The sequence below is a fragment of the Candidatus Dependentiae bacterium genome (assembly GCA_026389065.1).
GTDB lineage: Bacteria > Babelota > Babeliae > Babelales > Chromulinivoraceae > JACPFN01.
Genome location: JAPLIP010000036.1, coordinates 23406 through 39934 on the forward strand (window position 1 = coordinate 23406; position 16529 = coordinate 39934).

Below are 16529 nucleotides of genomic sequence, written 5' to 3' on the forward strand. Positions count from 1 at the left end.
AAAAGAATAAAAAATGAAAAATATAGATAAGCGAGTTCATAAATTTACCCTATCAAACGGCTTGACCATCTTGGTCTGCCCTAAAAAACAATCATCAAAAGTTTCGTTACAGCTTTGGTACAATGTCGGATCAAAGCATGAAGTAAATGGTGAAAAAGGAATGGCTCATTTTATTGAGCATATGATTTTTAAAGGCACTAAGGATTTGCTTACCGAGTCAGATATAAACATGATCACGCAGAAATTATCGGGGTATGCCAACGCTTTTACCTCTTATGATTACACTGGGTATCTGTTTGATCTTCCTGTTGCAAATTGGGCAAAGGTTTTACCTGTTTTTGCAGACTGCATGCAGAATTGTACTTTTGATCAAGAGCATATGAACTCTGAAGTCAAAGCAGTTATTCAAGAGCTTAAAATGTATCGAGATGATTTTTCTTGGACTCTTGCAGATAGTCTTGTAACCAACATTTTTGAGTCGCATCCGTATCACTACCCTATCATTGGGTACAAACAAGATTTATGGAGCTTGCAAAGACAAACACTCGTTAATTTTTATAAAAAATATTATATCCCGCAAAATGCTGCACTTGTAATAGTTGGTGATATTGATGTGCAAGATGCTTTCGAACAAGCGCAAAAAGCATTTGGAAACATTGTCAGAGGTGCAGACATTGAAAAGCCTGACTTTTTCGTTGATGAGGATTTGCAAGCAAAATCAATTACAATTTATCGAGATGTTGCGCAAGCAACTTGTATGTTGGCATTTGTTTTGCCTGGAGCTACGGCACAAAAAGAATTTTTGTATGATCTTTTGGCCTACCTGTTAACAAACGGAAAAGGATCTCGACTTCACAAAATTTTGGTTGATGAGCTTGAGATTGCAATCTCGATCCACGCTATGAGCTACGATTTATTCGATAGAGAAATTTTCTTTATCGAATTTAAGCCTAAAAAAGAATCAGGCATTGATCAAATTAAAGAAATTATCTTACGAGAAATCAGTGATTTGTCTGAAAACGGAATTCCTGATTTTGAGCTGCAAAGAGCGTTAAAGCTTGCACAAGTTGATTATCAAGACTTGCTTGAAGATGTGCAAAAACAAGCCTATGCAATTGGCAAATCTTTTACTGCAACGGGCGATGAACAGTATCCTTTTACCTATTGTAACTATGAAAAAGATGATGCTTCAAATCAGGTTCAAAGTCTTTTAAAAGAATATTTTAGACCGACTTTATGCCATGAGGGAAAAATCATACAAGCTCCAAAGTCAGAGCTTGGTTATTTGAAAAAACTACAAGAAGATTCTGATGAGCTTGACACTAAAATTTTATTTGGAAAAGAGCGCACATCAGATGTGGTTGATGGGTCATATGTCCATACCATTAATGTTGAAAAGCTAGCAAAAAAGCCCTCTCCTGTTGCAAAAAAAGTCACATTAAAAAATGGCTTACAGGTTCTCTTTCATCACAATGCTGATGTTGATTTGGTTGAATGCATTTTAAGCTTAAAGGCAAATCATCACCATGATCCAGCTGGAAAACACGGCATTGGGTATATAGTTTCTAAGATGATGCTCGAAGGCTCCTCTGCCTATCCAGGCTCTTTGTTTACCCAGCATGCTGAGTCGTATGGAATCTCAATTTCATCAAATCCAGGACAAGTGTTAATCACTATGCTTTCGCAAGATGTTTCAAAAGGAATGGAGCTTCTTGGTGAGATCGTTAAGAATGCAACATTAAGCGCTGAGAGCTTTGATAGAATAAGAAGCAAAACAAAGTCACAGCTTGTTCAATTTTGGGACACTCCGACCAAGTGTATTTCTCAGGTGGCCTCAGAAAAAATTTATGGCAATCATCCATACGGAAATATGGCCTGGGGTAGCGAGCAAAGTCTTGATAGTTTAACCCCTCAAGAATGCGTTAATTATTATAAAAATATGATTTCTCCCCAGGAGGCAATTTTATCAATTGTTGGAAATTTTAATCCAGAAACTCTTATTGAATCTATAGAAAATTCGCTCGGGTCTTCATGGGCTGGTAACCTCATAGCAGATTTGGATTATCCAGCTATTTTGCCGGTGAAAAAAGAAGAAATAAGCATTGAAAAAAACCGAGATCAAGTAGCTGTTGTTTTTGCTGGTTTGTCAGTTGATCGGCTCGATCCACTCTACGATGACTTGCTAGTTTTTAATCAAATTTTAACCGGTGGAATGAGCTCTAGATTATTTGATTTGCGTGAACAAAGCGGTCTTTTTTACACGATTGGCGGATCGGTTGTTTCTGGCTCGGGAAAACAGCCAGGTATGATTTTTATTAAAACAATTGTTTCAAAAGATCGTTTGCAAGAAGCTCAAGATGCCATAGCAAATTGTCTTGATAGTGCGGTTGATACGATTACAGATCAAGAATTTGATGAAGCAAAAGAAGTTGTTATAAATACGTTTCCGACGCTTTTTGATTCAAATGAAAACATGGCATCAACCTTCTTGTTTTTACAAAAGTATGAATTGCCTGAAAATTATTTTGAAAATCGAATTGATACCATTCGTGCAATCGATATCAATAGAATGAAAGAGTCTGTTAAGAAATATTTAAACAGTGAAAAATTAGTTTGCGTTAGAATCGGCAGAATTTAAGAACTATTTTAGTAGTCGCAAAAAGATAAAACAAATAAAACATTTTCTCTTTTTGCGACTACTGTTTTATAGGTCCTGGAGCCATAGGGTATAGTTGGTTTATGAAAATTGCTGCAGCGGTTATTTTTTTACTGTTTTCCTCTCAAGTCTTTTCGCAAGAAAACCTAAGGGTTGATTTTACTGCGAGGGGGAAACGAAAAAAGCTTTTTAAAATAAATTTCTTTCATGGTGATAGTTCTGTTGGGTTTTTGTTTGTTTATAAAATCCATGGTTCTAGGGCATATGTTTTTTATAGTTTATATATCTACACAGAGCATAGAAACAATGGTTATGGCGAGTTTTTTTAAATCATTCGTGTGATTATATCAAAAGCCTTGGAGCCAAAAAAGTTTATATTCAGCCTGGCTCTTTTGAGATAGTTGATAATAGAATTTGCAAGCCAGACGATGAAACTAAAAAAAATAACGACAAAAAGCTTTTAAGATTTTATAAAAGATGTGGTTTTAAAATTGCTGGAAAAGCAGCAAGGAAGATCGCGAGCATGGTTTATTCATTTATGAAAATAGATGAAAATGCCGATTTTTTAATGGTAAACAATCTTAGAGCAAGTCTTTGAAAAAATGTCATTTTTTGCTATGTTGAACGTACGATTAAATCGATTGTTTTTAAATTAAAAAGGAGTTTGAGTATGAAAAATGTTATTAAAGTTTTTGGGCTATTATTTTTGTTGAGTTTTCTTGGAGGGTGCGCTTCTATTACTAGTGATGGTACTGCTGTGTCGAATAATCAGCAAAAAAATGATCGCTCAAATCTCCCGGACGCGCCACAACCTTAATTTTTAAGAACATTAAAAAGCTAAAATCAATAAAAAGTTTTTAGCTTTTTACTATTCTGATTGATTTTATATGCAAAATAAAATGATTCTCTTGAAAAAGAAAGAAAATATTTTTTTTTAGAGTGCTTGCAGTGATATCGTTTAGCATTCTTTAAAAAAGGAATAATATGAAAAAATTCATGAGTATACTTGCTGCATTTGCTTTGTTAACAGTTGTAACTGGCTGTAAAAAATCTAAAAAAGATGAAAACAAGCCTGTTAAAAAAGAACATATGAAAAAAGATCATATGAAAAAAGATGACAAAAAAAAATCAATGAAAAAAGATCATGCAAAAAAAGATATGCATTCTAAAAAATCACATGATTCAAAGAAAAAATCATCTTACTAAAAACAATTTCTTAATTTAAGAATTTGTAAAAAAGGGCGCTTGTTTAAAGCGCCCTTTTTTTTGATAAAAAGTCTATTTCTAGCAGCAGCAACCGCCAGATTTTATTTTTTTTGGTTTAATTGGTATCGACTGAATTGGAGCTATTGGGGTTATTTCTTGGGAAATATCAATGACTGGCGTTGCGCGCTTTGAGTGCTCTTGCGCTATTTGATTAACTGCTGACTGTGCTTGATTAAGGGCTGTGGTCAGTTGGCCGGACAGTAGGGAGGTGGACAGTGATGGCACTGGTGATGAATTGATTGAAAGGGATGCGGCGCGTGGTTGTTGAGTCTCTGCTAAAATTCGTAAAGCTTCATAGGTGGAAACAGATGCCTTATTTGCGCTGTCAATGTGTTGACTTTGTAAAATAAAACCTTCTTGGGTTTGCATAGCGAGCCTTCGGTGAGATTTGTCGGCTTTGGTTATCTTTTCTAGCAGTGTGTTGAAGATGTGATCTGTTGCTACTTGGTAAGCTTGAAAGTCTTCAGATAGTTTTTCTACTTGCTGAGCAAAATCTCTATTTTGATTTTCTAGCTTATATCTACAAGAAGCATGCACCATTCTGTTTATTTTGTATGCAATTGCTGATAGTGCGATAAGTGCAGTAGCGCTTGAAACGCCAGCATATAAAAGTTGCGCAGATCCTATTGCTGCACTTTCCATTCCAGGAATAAATCTTTTTTGTGGCTGAAAAAAATTATGAGCATTAAGAATTACACCGGATTGTTTGTAGGTTGCATAACAAGCTCCTGCTGCTGCGCTAGATATTAAGGAAATCTCTACGCAATCTAGAAGCCTTAGTTGATTTAGGGTTGGTTTTTCTTGTTTGATAAATGGGCTAGTTGGATAGTTTTTGTTTTTTACATGAGCTTTAAGTAGTTTTTTTTGGCAGGATGGTGACATTGCCATTGTGCAGCTAAGCTCTGATTTGTCTAGTTCGTTATTTAATGAACTAATTGTGAGTTCATTAAGCTCTGGCGAAAGGTCTATTTGAAAAGCTCTTTTGCTTTCTTCTCTTCGAGGGCTTAAGCAGAAAGGGCTTGGTATAAAATCAGGACTTATATCGCCTTGAGCATAAGCTTTTCTGCCCTCTCTTGAAGAATCGGAGCCGTTTAAAAAAGCTGCTAGATTAAAGATTGATATAAGGAAAGAGCATAGAATAAGTTTTTTCATAAAATCCCCTATTTTTGATATAATATTGTTCTACCTATTTCAGGGTAGTTTAAAAAAAATGGTTAGCTAAAAGCAATAATTTTAAGTAACTGCAAAATTGTTTGTCGTTATTTCGTGATTGAGAGCATATGAACAACATGAATCAAGATTTGTACAAACAAGACTTAATTGATCACTCTAAAAACCCTAGAAATTACGGTATTTTAGATGGAGCAGATTTTTTTTCAGATGAACACAACCCCTCCTGTGGCGACAGTGTTAAAATCTGTGGAATTATTGAAAATGGTAAAATAGTAGAAATGAGATTTGAGGGATCTGGATGCGTTTTAAGCATGGCCATGGCTTCAAAGCTTACAGAATTTGTCGTTGGAATGGATTTGCATGAAGTAGCGAAGCTCGATGAAGAGCTTGTTGAAAAATTGCTTGGAACAAGGCTTGGCTTAAATCGATTACGATGCGGACTTTTGTCTGTCATGGCTCTGACCAAGGGAGCAAGTCAATACTTGGAAAAAAATAGGTCTAGTGCTTCAGCTCTTTAACTCTTAAAAAAAGCCCTTGTTTAGGCTCAAAATTTGAAAATTTAGATAAAATCTGATATCTTTACAAAGACTTAATAATCTTATTTTTAATAACATTTTGCAATTTTTAGGAAGATAAAAATTGTGTCGAAAAAAATATGTCAAAAGAGCGTATAAAACCAATTCAGTTTGCGAAAGCCTACATTGTTCCTTCATCGGACGATATGGTTCTTTCTGCAGAGCAAAAACAGTCAATGATCGACCTGTTTGAAAGTGAAGTTAGTAAATATAATTCTGGTCAATTGGTAACCGGAAAAATTATATTAATTGATTCAAACGGTGTGCTTGTTGATATCAAATACAAATCAAACGGTATCATTCCTTTGTATGAATTTTCAGAACAAGAAATGAGAGAAATTGCTGTTGGCAAAGATCTCGAAGTTATCATCGACGAACTTGAAAACGTTAATGGTGATGTTGTTCTTTCTTATGAAAATGCAAAAACAGTTCGCGCTTGGGATAGAATTACCAAGTTGTTCGAAGAAGGAAAACCGGTTGAGGGTGTGGTCACTCACAAAGTTAAAGGTGGACTTAGTGTTGATGTTGGCGTTCCGGCGTTCTTGCCTGGATCACAAGTTGACTTATACCGCGTTACTGATTTTGACAATTTTGTTGGTAAAACAATTATTGCTGAGATCGTTAAACTTAACAAAAAACGTGGCAACATTATCATCTCATGCAGAAAATACCTTTCTGAGTGTCGTGATAAATCTCGTAAACAAATTCTTGATACTATCGAAGTTGATAAAGTTATCATGGGTACTGTGAAAAATATCACAAACTATGGTGTATTTATTGATGTTGGTGGAGTTGATGGATTGTTGCACATTACTGATATGACATGGGGCAGAATTTCTCATCCAAGTGAATTGGTGAAAATTGGCGAAAATGTTACGGTAAAAGTTCTTTCTATTGATAAAGATAACAGCAAAATTTCTCTAGGAATGAAACAACTTGGCGACAACCCTTGGCAAGATATTGACAAGATGATTCAAGTTGGCTCAATCATCAAAGGACACGTTGCAAGCATTGCTGATTACGGTCTATTTGTTGAAATTCGCAGAGGCGTTGAAGGATTGGTACACATTTCAGAAATTTCATGGACTGATCGTATTTCAAACTTGAAAGACAGATTTAAAGTTGGTGAAGAAATTGAAGTGCTTGTAGCATCTTTAGATATTGAAAACAGAAGAATGTCTTTGAGTATCAAACAGTTGTCAAAAGATCCTTGGACAACAATCAAAGAAAATTACAAAAAAGAAGATCGCATTAAAGGTAAAATTACCAATATTGCTGATTTCGGTATTTTTGTTCAAATTATTCCAGGCGTTGACGGATTGGTTCACGTTTCAGATTTATCATGGACTGAGCATATTGCACATCCAAGTGATCTATATAAACAAGGCCAAGAAGTTGAAGCGGTCATCCTTTCAGTTGATGAAGATCACAAAAAAGTTGCTCTTGGTATCAAACAACTTTCACTTGATCCTTGGAAATCAATTGAAAAAGATATGCCTATTGGATCAAGAGTTATGGGCACAGTAACCAAAATTGGTAACTACGGTGCATTTGTCAAACTTTCAAATAAAGTTGAAGGATTGATCTATAATTCTGATTTAGAGCAACGCAAAGAAAGCCCTGTTGAAGTTGGTCAAACTTATGAGCTTCGTGTTGTTAACATCAACGCTGGTGAGCGTAAGATTGGTTTAAGCTTGAAGCTTGAAGAAACAAAAGAAGAGCAACAGCATCATCAAGCACCTGCTCCAAAACAACAGCAACAACAGCAACAACAGCCTAAGAAAAAAGCGCCAAAAGTAGAAGAAGACGACTATGTCGATCAAAAAGCTTCTATGGCGCCTCGTATGAAATCTTCGTTGCAAATCGAGCTTGAAAAGCATGCAGCTCGTCAACAAGATGAATCATACGGTGAAGAAAAAGAAAACAAAAAGAAAAAATCAAGAAAATAATCGAAGCGAGTTAAAACATGGAACAAACATTTGCGATTATTAAGCCTCATGCGGTTGCAGAAAACAATAGCGGTAAAATCATTGATATGATTGAAGCGGCTGGTTTTAAAATTGTGCGTCTTGATAAAATTACAATGACTAAAGCGCAAGCTGATGACTTGTATGTTGAGCACAAAGAAAGATCTTTTTACAACGGTATGGTAGCAACAATGACATCATCTCCAGTGATTGTTATGAAACTACAAAAAGACGGCGCTGTTTTAGCATGGCGTGATTTGATGGGTGCAACAAACCCAGCAAGCGCACAGGCTGGCACAGTTCGTGCTTTGTTTGGCAAAAGCTTAGATGAAAATGCAGCTCACGGTTCAGACTCTTTAACGAGTGCTGCACGTGAACTGAAAATATTTTTTGGTGGTTGCTGTTAGGCAATTACTTATAAAGTGATTTCAAAGAAAAGGGTGCTATCTTAGCACCCTTTTCTTTTTGATCTTAAATTTAAAATTATATTGTTTGAGTCTACTTTGGAAAGTTTTTTAAAGTAGAGATGTAGTATAACTTTTAAAAAAAATTACTAAAAATTCCAGATTTCGTCCTGCCCATCTAGGTGAGATTTGATTTCAAATCCGCCTTCTTTTTTCAAGAACCAGAAGTTGCAAGCACCATAAACCGTTAGATTATTTTCTTGCGCAAACTCTACCACAGCTTCTCTAACAGTTGTCAGTAGCCAGTCGTCTCCACAAACAATGCCGTGCTCGCCAGCAAGAGGGAAATACAAATACATATCCATTAATACGCCTTCTGTTTCATGATCACCATCGATATAAATTAAGTCAAAATACTTAATGTTTTTTGTGATCGTTGAAACTGCATCTTGTGATTTTTGTTTTATTGGTGTGATTTTATTTTCTAGTCCGCTTGAAACAATATTGCTTAAAAACTGTTCATACATTCCTGCGAAATATGCCCAATCGTCAATGGCAAATAGATTTCCATTTTCTGGAAGAAGTGATCCAATGTGTCGTGTTGAAACACCAAAATAGGATCCAATTTCTACGACGTTAACGATGTCATTGTGCTCAAAAAGTTTGTGCATAAACGCAGCATTAAAATACATACCAAACGGATTGAAAGGAAGAACTTTTTTTAGTGTTGAGTATGGATGTGGAAGCGTTTGAATTTCTGATAAAGATAGCGGCATGGCTGTGATGTTTTCAATATGTTTTTTGTAGTATGGAAAATATTTAATGTAATCTTCTTTTACGAAACGCTCTTTACCCCAGCTTGTTTCATATGAGACATTTGCGTCATTTCCATTGTATCCAATGTTATATGTATTGATTATGCTTGGAAGTGTAGATATTGATAGCATTATAAATAGGCTGCGACTTGTCATTTAATTCCTTGTTTTGTGATAATAATAATGAAGATAACAGCAAAAGAACAAAAAAGTGTCAAGGTTTTTGCCAAGATATTTGGCATTGTTTTTTAATAAAATATTGATATTAAAGGTTTCTATGTTTCGATTTAGCTTGCTTGTTACGATGTTTGCTCTGTTTTCTTTGAACACCTCCTCTACTTTGTATACAAAGTCAGCCTGTATTATTATTCATGGAACTTGGGCAAAGGATGAATCTTGGTACAAGCCACATGGAGACTTTTTTAAATCGGTTCAAAGTTGCAATTTTGAGTTGGGACTTGTTGATGAAATAGTTTCATTTTCGTGGTCTGGAAAATTAGGGTACCTTGCCCAAGTTGAGGCGGCTCAAGAATTAGCAAAAAAAATCGAAGTTTATGATTTTGTAATTTTGATAGGACATAGTCACGGCGTTACAGTTGGAATCCTTGCCTCAAAAATTATAGCTCAAAGTATTTCAAGGAGGATTAATTTCTTTAAAGTCGCTAAATTTTACGCACTGGGGTGTCCTGTTGACATGACAAGAGAAATCTATCCCGATATGTCAGTTGTTGGTAAGTTTTACAACTTATTTTCGTTTGGAGACTATGTTCAGCCAATTAATCTTTCTTGCGATCGTTGCTTTGCTCAAAGTGATCGAATTGTGAACATTTCGGTTATGTTTCAAAAAGAGCATCCAAATCATAGCCAGCTACATCACCCTTCGATTGCAAAAAATATTTTAAAAATAGAAGAGTATTTTTCTAATAAAAAATTACAAAATTTTGAAAAATTTACCTTTAATTTTCCAGGGATGATATCTTTTTTTGATCATGAGTTACCTGTTTATGAAATTCAACATGATCAAAAAAGGTTGCTTGATTTAGATAAAAAAGTTCATTGGTTGGCAACCATGGCCTTTTTCAGGACGCAAAAAACAGACAAAGGTGGTGAGCTTTAGCTTTATTGGCTAATTGATCTAGAAGGCCTGTTGCTTTGTATACATTGATTACTGGTTTTACAATGGATATTTGGTTTTTATTGTATTTCTTGTATTTATATGATTTTGAAAAATATAAAAAATATTGATTTACAAAAATGAGCATGTTAGTGAATTTAGAGGATATGAAATCATTTTATAAAAAGGAGAGTCTGTGAAAATTATTTCAGTAATGAATCAAAAGGGTGGCGTTGGAAAAACAACCACATCTGTAAATTTAGCAGCTGGCCTTGTGCGCGCTGGCAAGCAAGTTTTACTTATTGATGCAGATTTGCAGGGTAACGCAACATCGGCACTTGGTGTAGTTTGTAAGCAAAAAAATGATGTTGAGTGTGATCTGTTTGCGCTTTTAACAAACCAATGTAATATACAAGACGCGCTAATTTCTAGAGAAATAAAAAACAAAAATAAAAAAATGACTCTTGATCTTATCCCTGCAACTATTGCACTTTCTGGATTTGATCAGCTTGTTCGTGCTATTCCAAATAAACAGCTTCTTTTAAAACAAATGCTCCAAGATGTTGATGCGTATTATGATTATGTTTTAATCGATTGCCCGCCAAGCCTTGGCCTCATGACTATAAACGCTCTTGTGGCAAGTGATGAAGTTTTGATCCCTGTTCAGCCAGAATTTTTTGGGCTGCAAGGAGTTTCTCAGCTTATGGACACTATCGACAGCTTGCAAAAAAGTATGAATCCACAGCTTGCAATTTGTGGAGTAGTTTGCACTCGATTCAATCGTAGAAATATTCATAATGAAGTACTTTCGTGCTTGCAAGATAAGTTTGAAAAAGGTTTATTTGCTACTAAAATTCATGAAAACATTGCTGTTGCCGAAGCCCCAAGCTTTGGAAAAACTATCTTTGAATACAATGAAAACTGTTCAGGAAGCTATGACTATGATTTGCTGAGCAAAGAGTTTATTAATCGAGATATTAAAAATATGGCAATGCCTGTAATTAAAGAAAAAATGCTTGAAAGATAAGGGATCGTCATGAAAAAAAGATTGGGCACAATTCCAAAAGGCCTTGAGTGGATTTCTGAGCAGCCAGATGGAAAAGCTAAGACTATGCCACTGTTTAAAAATAGTTTCGATTATGCTATTCCTGCTGCAAAAAGAGGGCTACAGGAAGATTTAATTCGCGCAACGTTTATACTTAAACAGGAGTATCTTGAGAAAATTAAATCGCATGCCTACTGGGAGCGCTTACAAATAAAAGATGTATTTGATGAAATGTGCGAGCAGTTTTTTAAAGATAAAAAAGTTAGATCTATTCCAGAAAAACGAAAATAAAATTAGCATGAATCTTTTTTAGATTTTTTGAGTTAAAATACTAAAGAGGCATGAGTCAGATAGACTCATGCCTCTTTTTGTTAAAGCTGATCAGGTCTTTATTTTGATTGAAAATAAAGATTATTTTTTTGAATCAGAAAGATATGTAAAACGAAGCCATATCCATACTGGAATTAAATAATACAGCGGATTTAAATTTAGCCAAAAAGAATACCAACCTATTTGAGCATTTCTTATTGTTGGACAATTCCAAAGAAACAATACAAATGCACTAATAGCCAAAAATGCAACAAGGGTAGATGTTTTTTCAGAGTAGTTATTCATAGTCGGCTTCATCGTCTTCATCATCTTCAGGTTGTGGCTCTTCAGGTTCAATTACAGCGTGCTTACTTTTGTATTGTTTAGAAATTTTATCTAGAATTCCATTTACAAATTTATAAGCATCTTTTTCAGAAAAGCATTTTGCAAGCTCAATTGCTTCATTTAGAATAATGTTGTGCGAGGTCTGCGTATATAAAATTTCCCAAATTGCATAGCGCAAAACAAGAAGAGTGCATTTTCCGATACGTTCAAATTTCCAGTTTTCTAAAAATGGAATAAGCGTATTGTCTAGCTCTTGTTTGTGCTGAGTAATTCCAACAACGGTATTTACAATATCCCCATTTAATGGAATATCCGTTTCGTATTCGCTATTTAATTTTTCAGCAACGCTACTAGCCGAAACTTCATAATCTAATGCATCAACTGCATATAAAATATGAAACACGAGCGATCTAACTTTGCGCCTAGACTGAATAACTTGATCAAGTGTTTCACAAGCATTTTCTGGCTGAGGTATAGGATTTTCTATAGGTGCGGGCTTATCATTTTCCATTATTTATTAATCCGCTCAATATATTCTTTGGTTCGTGTGTCAACTTTTAAAATGTCGCCTTCTTTGATAAACAAAGGTGCAAGGATGGTAACTCCCGTTTCTAAAACGATTGGCTTTGTTGCACCACCTTGAGCAGTGTTTCCTTTAAGTCCAGGAGGTGCATCTGTTACGAGCAGGTCCATAAACATTGGAGGGGTAACCGCAATTGGCTTATTTTGAAAATACATGATGTTGTAAGATTCTTGTTCTTTTAAGAAATCCATAGCTTCTTCAATTTGATTTTTATTAAAAGCGTATTGTTCGTAAGAAGCAAGATCCATAAAATGATAGATTGTATCTTCATTATAAAGATATTGCATATCTTTGTACTCTAGTCCTGGATCTTCGAATTTTTCACCAGATCTAAATGTTTCTTCTCGAATTAATCCAGTGATCATGTTTTTCATTTTTGTTTTGATGTATGCTCCACCTTTTCCTGGTTTTACCGAGATAAATTCGATAACCATGTAAGGTTCATTTTGGAAGAGGATTCTTTTGCCTCTTTTGAAATCTGTTGTTGAAATCATATGGATGAACTCCTTGCCAAACGCGCTCTAATCATTTTTATACTTCTATAAGTATAGAAAAATCGATAAAAAAAGTAAACACGGACAAATTTTGTGCTAAGTTGTCATGAGATTTGATGACTGCGATTTTGTGGAGTATGTATGAAAAAACAAGATATTTTATTTGAGCTATTGGACCTAGAGAGCAAACGTCAACAACATGGAATAAATCTGATTGCTTCTGAAAATTATGCCTCTAAGGAAGTAATGAGCATGACCGGTTCTGTTTTGACAAATAAATATGTTGAAGGAAATGTGGGAGCTCGTTATTACAGCGGCTGTGCATTTGTAGATGATATTGAGAAAGAGACAATTGAGCGCTTTAAAGAGTTGTTTTGTGCTGAGCATGCAAACGTTCAGCCTCATTCTGGATCACAAGCTAACTTTGCAGTTTATTTTGCGGTTCTCAAGCCGGGAGATACTATTTTAAGTATGAAGCTTTCTGCTGGTGGGCATTTAACCCATGGCCATAGCGTTAATTTATCAGGATCGCTGTATAATATTATTTCATATGGTGTTGATGAAAAAACCGGGCTGATTGATTATGATCAAGTTCTTGATTTGGCAAAAAAACATAACCCAAAATTAATTATTGCAGGCGCTTCGTCCTATTCTCGAATTATCGATTTTGAGAGATTTTCAAAAATTGCAAAAGAGGTTGGTGCCTACTTCTTAGCTGATATTGCACACATTGCAGGCCTTATTGCGGCAGGAATTCACCCATCTCCCTTTCCATGTGCTGATTTTGTTACGATGACAACTCATAAAACGTTTCGTGGTCCACGCGGTGCAGTAATTTTATGCAAAAAAGAGTTTGCAAGCATGATTGATCGAGCTGTTATGCCAGGAATTCAGGGTGGCGCATTTATGCATGTTATTGCTGCAAAGGGTGTTGCGTGTAAGCAAGCGCAATCGTCAGAATTTGTACAGTATCAAAAGCAGGTTGTAAAAAATGCACAAATTATGGCTCAGTCGTTTGTGAAATTGGGATACCAAGTTATTTCTGGCGGAACAGATACTCATTTGTTTTTAATTGACGTTAGGCCATTTGATCTGACTGGAAAACAAGTAGAACAGATTTTAGAAAAAGCTGAAATTTTTGTAAATCGAAACGCTATTCCCTTGGATACAAATTCACCGCTTCTTGCTGGCGGTATTCGAATTGGTACTGCTGCAGTTACCACTCGTGGGGCAACCGCAAAAGACTGCGAGCAGATAGTTGATTTAATTCATACGGTCTTACAAGGGTTTATTAGTAAAAAAAGTGCTGGTGAGTACGATAAAAAAGTGCGAGAAATTACTGAAAAATGGGTCTAAATAAAAAAGGAGAAAATTATGATTCGATTAAAAAAAATCAGTATTTGTTTTGGTGTTTTTGGGCTTTTTTTTATTTTTATTAGCAAAAATCAAGTTAACCGAGCTGTGCCTTGCAAAGCTTTGGATGCTCAAGAGCCTGGGCTTATCAGTGAAATGTTAAATGATGTTGAAATGGGTTTTGATTGCAGTGATGATACAATTGAAAATCAAAAGGACCATAAAGTGTACGCAAGTGAAAGACAAAAGCGTGATTTCTTTAAATCAATTGGCTGTCAGTATATTAATTTTATGGATATAAAGTGTGCACCGTCTGAGCTACCTGATCCAAAAGATTCTGCGCATTATAAATCTGATAGCAAAAACATTTTAGAGCTATCTGAAAAATATCGAAATGACATACAAAATAAAAAGCTAGCTTCTATGTATATTTCGCTTATTTCAAAAAAAGTTGGGCATGGTATTTTTGCGACAATGTTTATAAAGTCAGGCGATTTTATTGGTACATATGCTGGCGAAGTGTGCTCAGGACAAGCGCTTGAAGATACTGAGTTTGCTTGGGATTATGGAGCAATGGTACCGAGCGGGGATCGGTTAATCCTTGACGGGAAATACCGCGGTAATGAGCTACGATTTATAAATCATGCAAAAGATCCAAACACAAGGGCGGTTTATTTGATTGCTGATGGCAAGTTGCATGTGTGTTACATAGCGCAAAAAGATATTGCTGCAGGTCAGCAGCTTACGGTAAGCTATGGAGATGATTATTGGACAACGCGTAATGTGCAGCCAGAAAGTTTTCAGGACTAGGTTAAAATGACCGGCTTTTTTTGTTAATTTTTGAAAGGCGTTTTTCTTTTTTTAGAGCATTGTGCAGAGCTTTTCTTTTTGCCGCGTGACGTTGTTTGATGCGGCCAGGCGCAGAAGTAAACTCTTTAATTATTTTGGTAGAAATTTCTAAGTGGCTTCCGGGTTGATCACTCCAAACGGTTGGCACTTCTTTTATTTTTTTGCCTTCAAGTTGGCATAGGTAAAAAAATTCAAGTTCCCATGACCAGCCAGTTTCTTCCATTTGTGGAGCAACTTTTGCAATGGTATCGCGTGTAAAAATTTTAGCTCCGCATTGTGTATCTTTGCAGGTAAATCCAAATCGTTTGCGAAGGACCCAGTTGTAAAGTTTCCCTCCGATTAGCCTAATGAGCGGTCTTTCAGGATAAATTTTTGCACCCTTTGCATAACGGCTTGCATTTGCGCCATCGTAACCTTGATTACAAGCTTCGATAAGGTCATAAAAATGCTCTGGAAGTGTTGCCATGTCAGCATCTACAAATCCAATTAAGTCGAATTTTTTCTTAAGTGCCCATAAAAATCCATTTTTTAAAGCGTAGCCCTTGCCGCCGTTTTCAAGATTTATCACGTCGATATTTTTATAGGTTTTTTTTAAGGCTTGAGAAATTTGAACGGTTTTATCATCCTTGTTGCAACCATTTGCGACGACAAGAAATTTAACTTTTTCAGGCTTGTTTTTAAAATAATCTGCGTATGCGCACAGCGTTTTTCCAATGCGGTCTTGCTCATTGTAGGCTGGAATTAAAATACAAATTTTTTGTGCTGGTACTATAAAAGATGAGCTTAAAAGGATTGTTGTAAAAAATCTAAATATAAAGGCGCCGATTTTGTTTTTTGTCATTTGCTTAATTTCTTTATAAGTTCGAATAGATGGTTGTTTTGACACTATTTGATTTGATCAGAGCTTAGCATAAAGAGCTTTTTTTTCAAATTTATGGACCACTGATTTATGATTTAGGTGCTTGGAACTTTGTCTATGCAAAAAATAAGAAAAATTATAAGATGTTATCAGTGATTTGAAACAATAAAATAGACTCTGCTAGCAAGAGTAAGCAAGTAAAGGGTATGTGGTATGGATAAATTATATGCTCCTTGGCGTGACCGATATGTTCACTCTCAGATTAGTGGAAAAGAATCTGGAGATTGCGTTTTTTGTGAGTTGTTTACAAAAGATGAATCAGATGAGCAGCGATTTGTTTTATTTAAAAGCAGCGACCTGGTTATTGTCTTAAATCTCTATCCTTATAATGGTGGACACATTCTTGTTCTGCCTAAAAATCATGAGTCAGAGTTTGATTTATTGCCAGAATCAGTACTTGCTCATCTTATGAGTGCTGCGGCAAAAAGTATGAAAATAGTTAAAGATCAGCTGGGCTGTCAAGGGATAAATTTTGGAGCTAATCTTGGTCGAGCCGCTGGCGCAGGAATTCCTGAACATCTTCATATGCATATAGTTCCAAGGTACGCAGGAGACACTGGTTTTTTTACAACCATTGGCGATAGCAAACAAATTTCAGTTGATTTAGAAAAAATATATAAAAAATTAAAGCCTCATTTTGAGAAAAGTTTTAACGGGTAAAA

19 protein-coding genes are annotated in these 16529 nt (G+C 35.5%); 13 read left to right on the forward strand and 6 right to left on the reverse strand.

Going from position 1 to position 16529, the window contains the following annotated elements; genetic code table 11:
- Nucleotides 1-13: 13 nt before the first annotated feature.
- The 4 genes from NTU89_02185 (at nt 14) to NTU89_02200 (ending at nt 3862) form a co-directional block, all read left to right on the forward strand.
- On the forward strand, nt 14-2638 hold the full coding sequence (locus NTU89_02185; protein MCX5923355.1) for a pitrilysin family protein: 2625 nt from the start codon (nt 14-16) through the stop codon (nt 2636-2638).
- Nucleotides 2639-2739: 101 nt separating this feature from the next.
- A complete protein-coding gene (locus tag NTU89_02190; protein MCX5923356.1) occupies nt 2740-2985 on the forward strand; it encodes a hypothetical protein in 246 nt (81 codons plus the stop codon).
- 341 nt (nt 2986-3326) lie between these two features.
- A complete protein-coding gene (locus NTU89_02195) occupies nt 3327-3473 on the forward strand; it encodes a hypothetical protein (GenBank protein MCX5923357.1) in 147 nt (48 codons plus the stop codon).
- A gap of 167 nt (nt 3474-3640) precedes the next feature.
- Nucleotides 3641-3862, forward strand: a complete 222-nt coding sequence (locus NTU89_02200; GenBank protein MCX5923358.1) for a hypothetical protein — start codon at nt 3641-3643, stop codon at nt 3860-3862.
- A gap of 78 nt (nt 3863-3940) precedes the next feature.
- Here the strand turns inward: NTU89_02200 and NTU89_02205 are convergent, their stop codons facing one another.
- Nucleotides 3941-5074 (reverse strand): hypothetical protein, encoded by a 1134-nt coding sequence (locus tag NTU89_02205; GenBank protein ID MCX5923359.1) that lies wholly within the window; start codon nt 5072-5074, stop codon nt 3941-3943.
- Nucleotides 5075-5202: 128 nt separating this feature from the next.
- Between NTU89_02205 and NTU89_02210 the strand changes: the two genes are divergently transcribed.
- The 3 genes from NTU89_02210 (at nt 5203) to ndk (ending at nt 8044) form a co-directional block, all read left to right on the forward strand.
- The gene (locus NTU89_02210; GenBank protein ID MCX5923360.1) at nt 5203-5613 is read left to right on the forward strand and encodes an iron-sulfur cluster assembly scaffold protein; all 411 of its coding nucleotides are present in this window, start codon (nt 5203-5205) and stop codon (nt 5611-5613) included.
- A gap of 137 nt (nt 5614-5750) precedes the next feature.
- Complete coding sequence (locus NTU89_02215; protein ID MCX5923361.1) at nt 5751-7619, forward strand: 30S ribosomal protein S1; 1869 nt, start codon at nt 5751-5753, stop codon at nt 7617-7619.
- A 17-nt stretch (nt 7620-7636) separates the two neighbouring features.
- Nucleotides 7637-8044: a nucleoside-diphosphate kinase gene (gene ndk, locus NTU89_02220; GenBank protein ID MCX5923362.1), complete on the forward strand. Its 408-nt coding sequence runs from the start codon at nt 7637-7639 to the stop codon at nt 8042-8044.
- A 146-nt stretch (nt 8045-8190) separates the two neighbouring features.
- Here ndk and NTU89_02225 read toward each other — a convergent pair whose 3' ends face one another.
- Nucleotides 8191-9012 carry a class I SAM-dependent methyltransferase gene (locus NTU89_02225; GenBank protein MCX5923363.1) on the reverse strand — a complete coding sequence of 274 codons (822 nt, stop codon included), beginning with the start codon at nt 9010-9012 and terminating at the stop codon, nt 8191-8193.
- Between the two features lie 121 nt (nt 9013-9133).
- Between NTU89_02225 and NTU89_02230 the strand changes: the two genes are divergently transcribed.
- The 3 genes from NTU89_02230 (at nt 9134) to NTU89_02240 (ending at nt 11306) form a co-directional block, all read left to right on the forward strand.
- Complete coding sequence (locus NTU89_02230; protein MCX5923364.1) at nt 9134-9973, forward strand: hypothetical protein; 840 nt, start codon at nt 9134-9136, stop codon at nt 9971-9973.
- A 193-nt stretch (nt 9974-10166) separates the two neighbouring features.
- Complete coding sequence (locus NTU89_02235; GenBank protein MCX5923365.1) at nt 10167-10997, forward strand: AAA family ATPase; 831 nt, start codon at nt 10167-10169, stop codon at nt 10995-10997.
- A 9-nt stretch (nt 10998-11006) separates the two neighbouring features.
- Nucleotides 11007-11306, forward strand: coding sequence for a hypothetical protein (locus tag NTU89_02240; GenBank protein MCX5923366.1), 300 nt, complete (start codon nt 11007-11009; stop codon nt 11304-11306).
- Between the two features lie 120 nt (nt 11307-11426).
- On the opposite strand, the gene NTU89_02245 is transcribed toward NTU89_02240, so the two are convergent.
- The 3 genes from NTU89_02245 to efp are packed head-to-tail and all read right to left on the reverse strand — an operon-like array spanning nt 11427 to nt 12746.
- The gene (locus tag NTU89_02245; protein MCX5923367.1) at nt 11427-11630 is read right to left on the reverse strand and encodes a hypothetical protein; all 204 of its coding nucleotides are present in this window, start codon (nt 11628-11630) and stop codon (nt 11427-11429) included.
- Nucleotides 11623-12180: a transcription antitermination factor NusB gene (gene nusB / locus NTU89_02250; protein ID MCX5923368.1), complete on the reverse strand. Its 558-nt coding sequence runs from the start codon at nt 12178-12180 to the stop codon at nt 11623-11625. Before nusB ends, NTU89_02245 begins: the two co-directional genes overlap by 8 nt.
- Nucleotides 12180-12746: an elongation factor P gene (gene efp, locus NTU89_02255; GenBank protein MCX5923369.1), complete on the reverse strand. Its 567-nt coding sequence runs from the start codon at nt 12744-12746 to the stop codon at nt 12180-12182. Before efp ends, nusB begins: the two co-directional genes overlap by 1 nt.
- 141 nt (nt 12747-12887) lie before the next feature.
- On the opposite strand from efp, the gene NTU89_02260 reads away from it, so the two are divergent.
- Together NTU89_02260 and NTU89_02265 are read left to right on the forward strand one after the other, a co-directional pair.
- The gene (locus NTU89_02260; GenBank protein ID MCX5923370.1) at nt 12888-14102 is read left to right on the forward strand and encodes a serine hydroxymethyltransferase; all 1215 of its coding nucleotides are present in this window, start codon (nt 12888-12890) and stop codon (nt 14100-14102) included.
- A gap of 18 nt (nt 14103-14120) precedes the next feature.
- Nucleotides 14121-14909, forward strand: coding sequence for an SET domain-containing protein-lysine N-methyltransferase (locus NTU89_02265; protein MCX5923371.1), 789 nt, complete (start codon nt 14121-14123; stop codon nt 14907-14909).
- A 1-nt stretch (nt 14910) separates the two neighbouring features.
- Here NTU89_02265 and NTU89_02270 read toward each other — a convergent pair whose 3' ends face one another.
- On the reverse strand, nt 14911-15789 hold the full coding sequence (locus NTU89_02270; protein MCX5923372.1) for a glycosyltransferase: 879 nt from the start codon (nt 15787-15789) through the stop codon (nt 14911-14913).
- 231 nt (nt 15790-16020) lie between these two features.
- Between NTU89_02270 and NTU89_02275 the strand changes: the two genes are divergently transcribed.
- Nucleotides 16021-16527, forward strand: coding sequence for an HIT domain-containing protein (locus tag NTU89_02275; GenBank protein ID MCX5923373.1), 507 nt, complete (start codon nt 16021-16023; stop codon nt 16525-16527).
- The last annotated feature ends 2 nt before the right edge of the window (nt 16528-16529 follow it).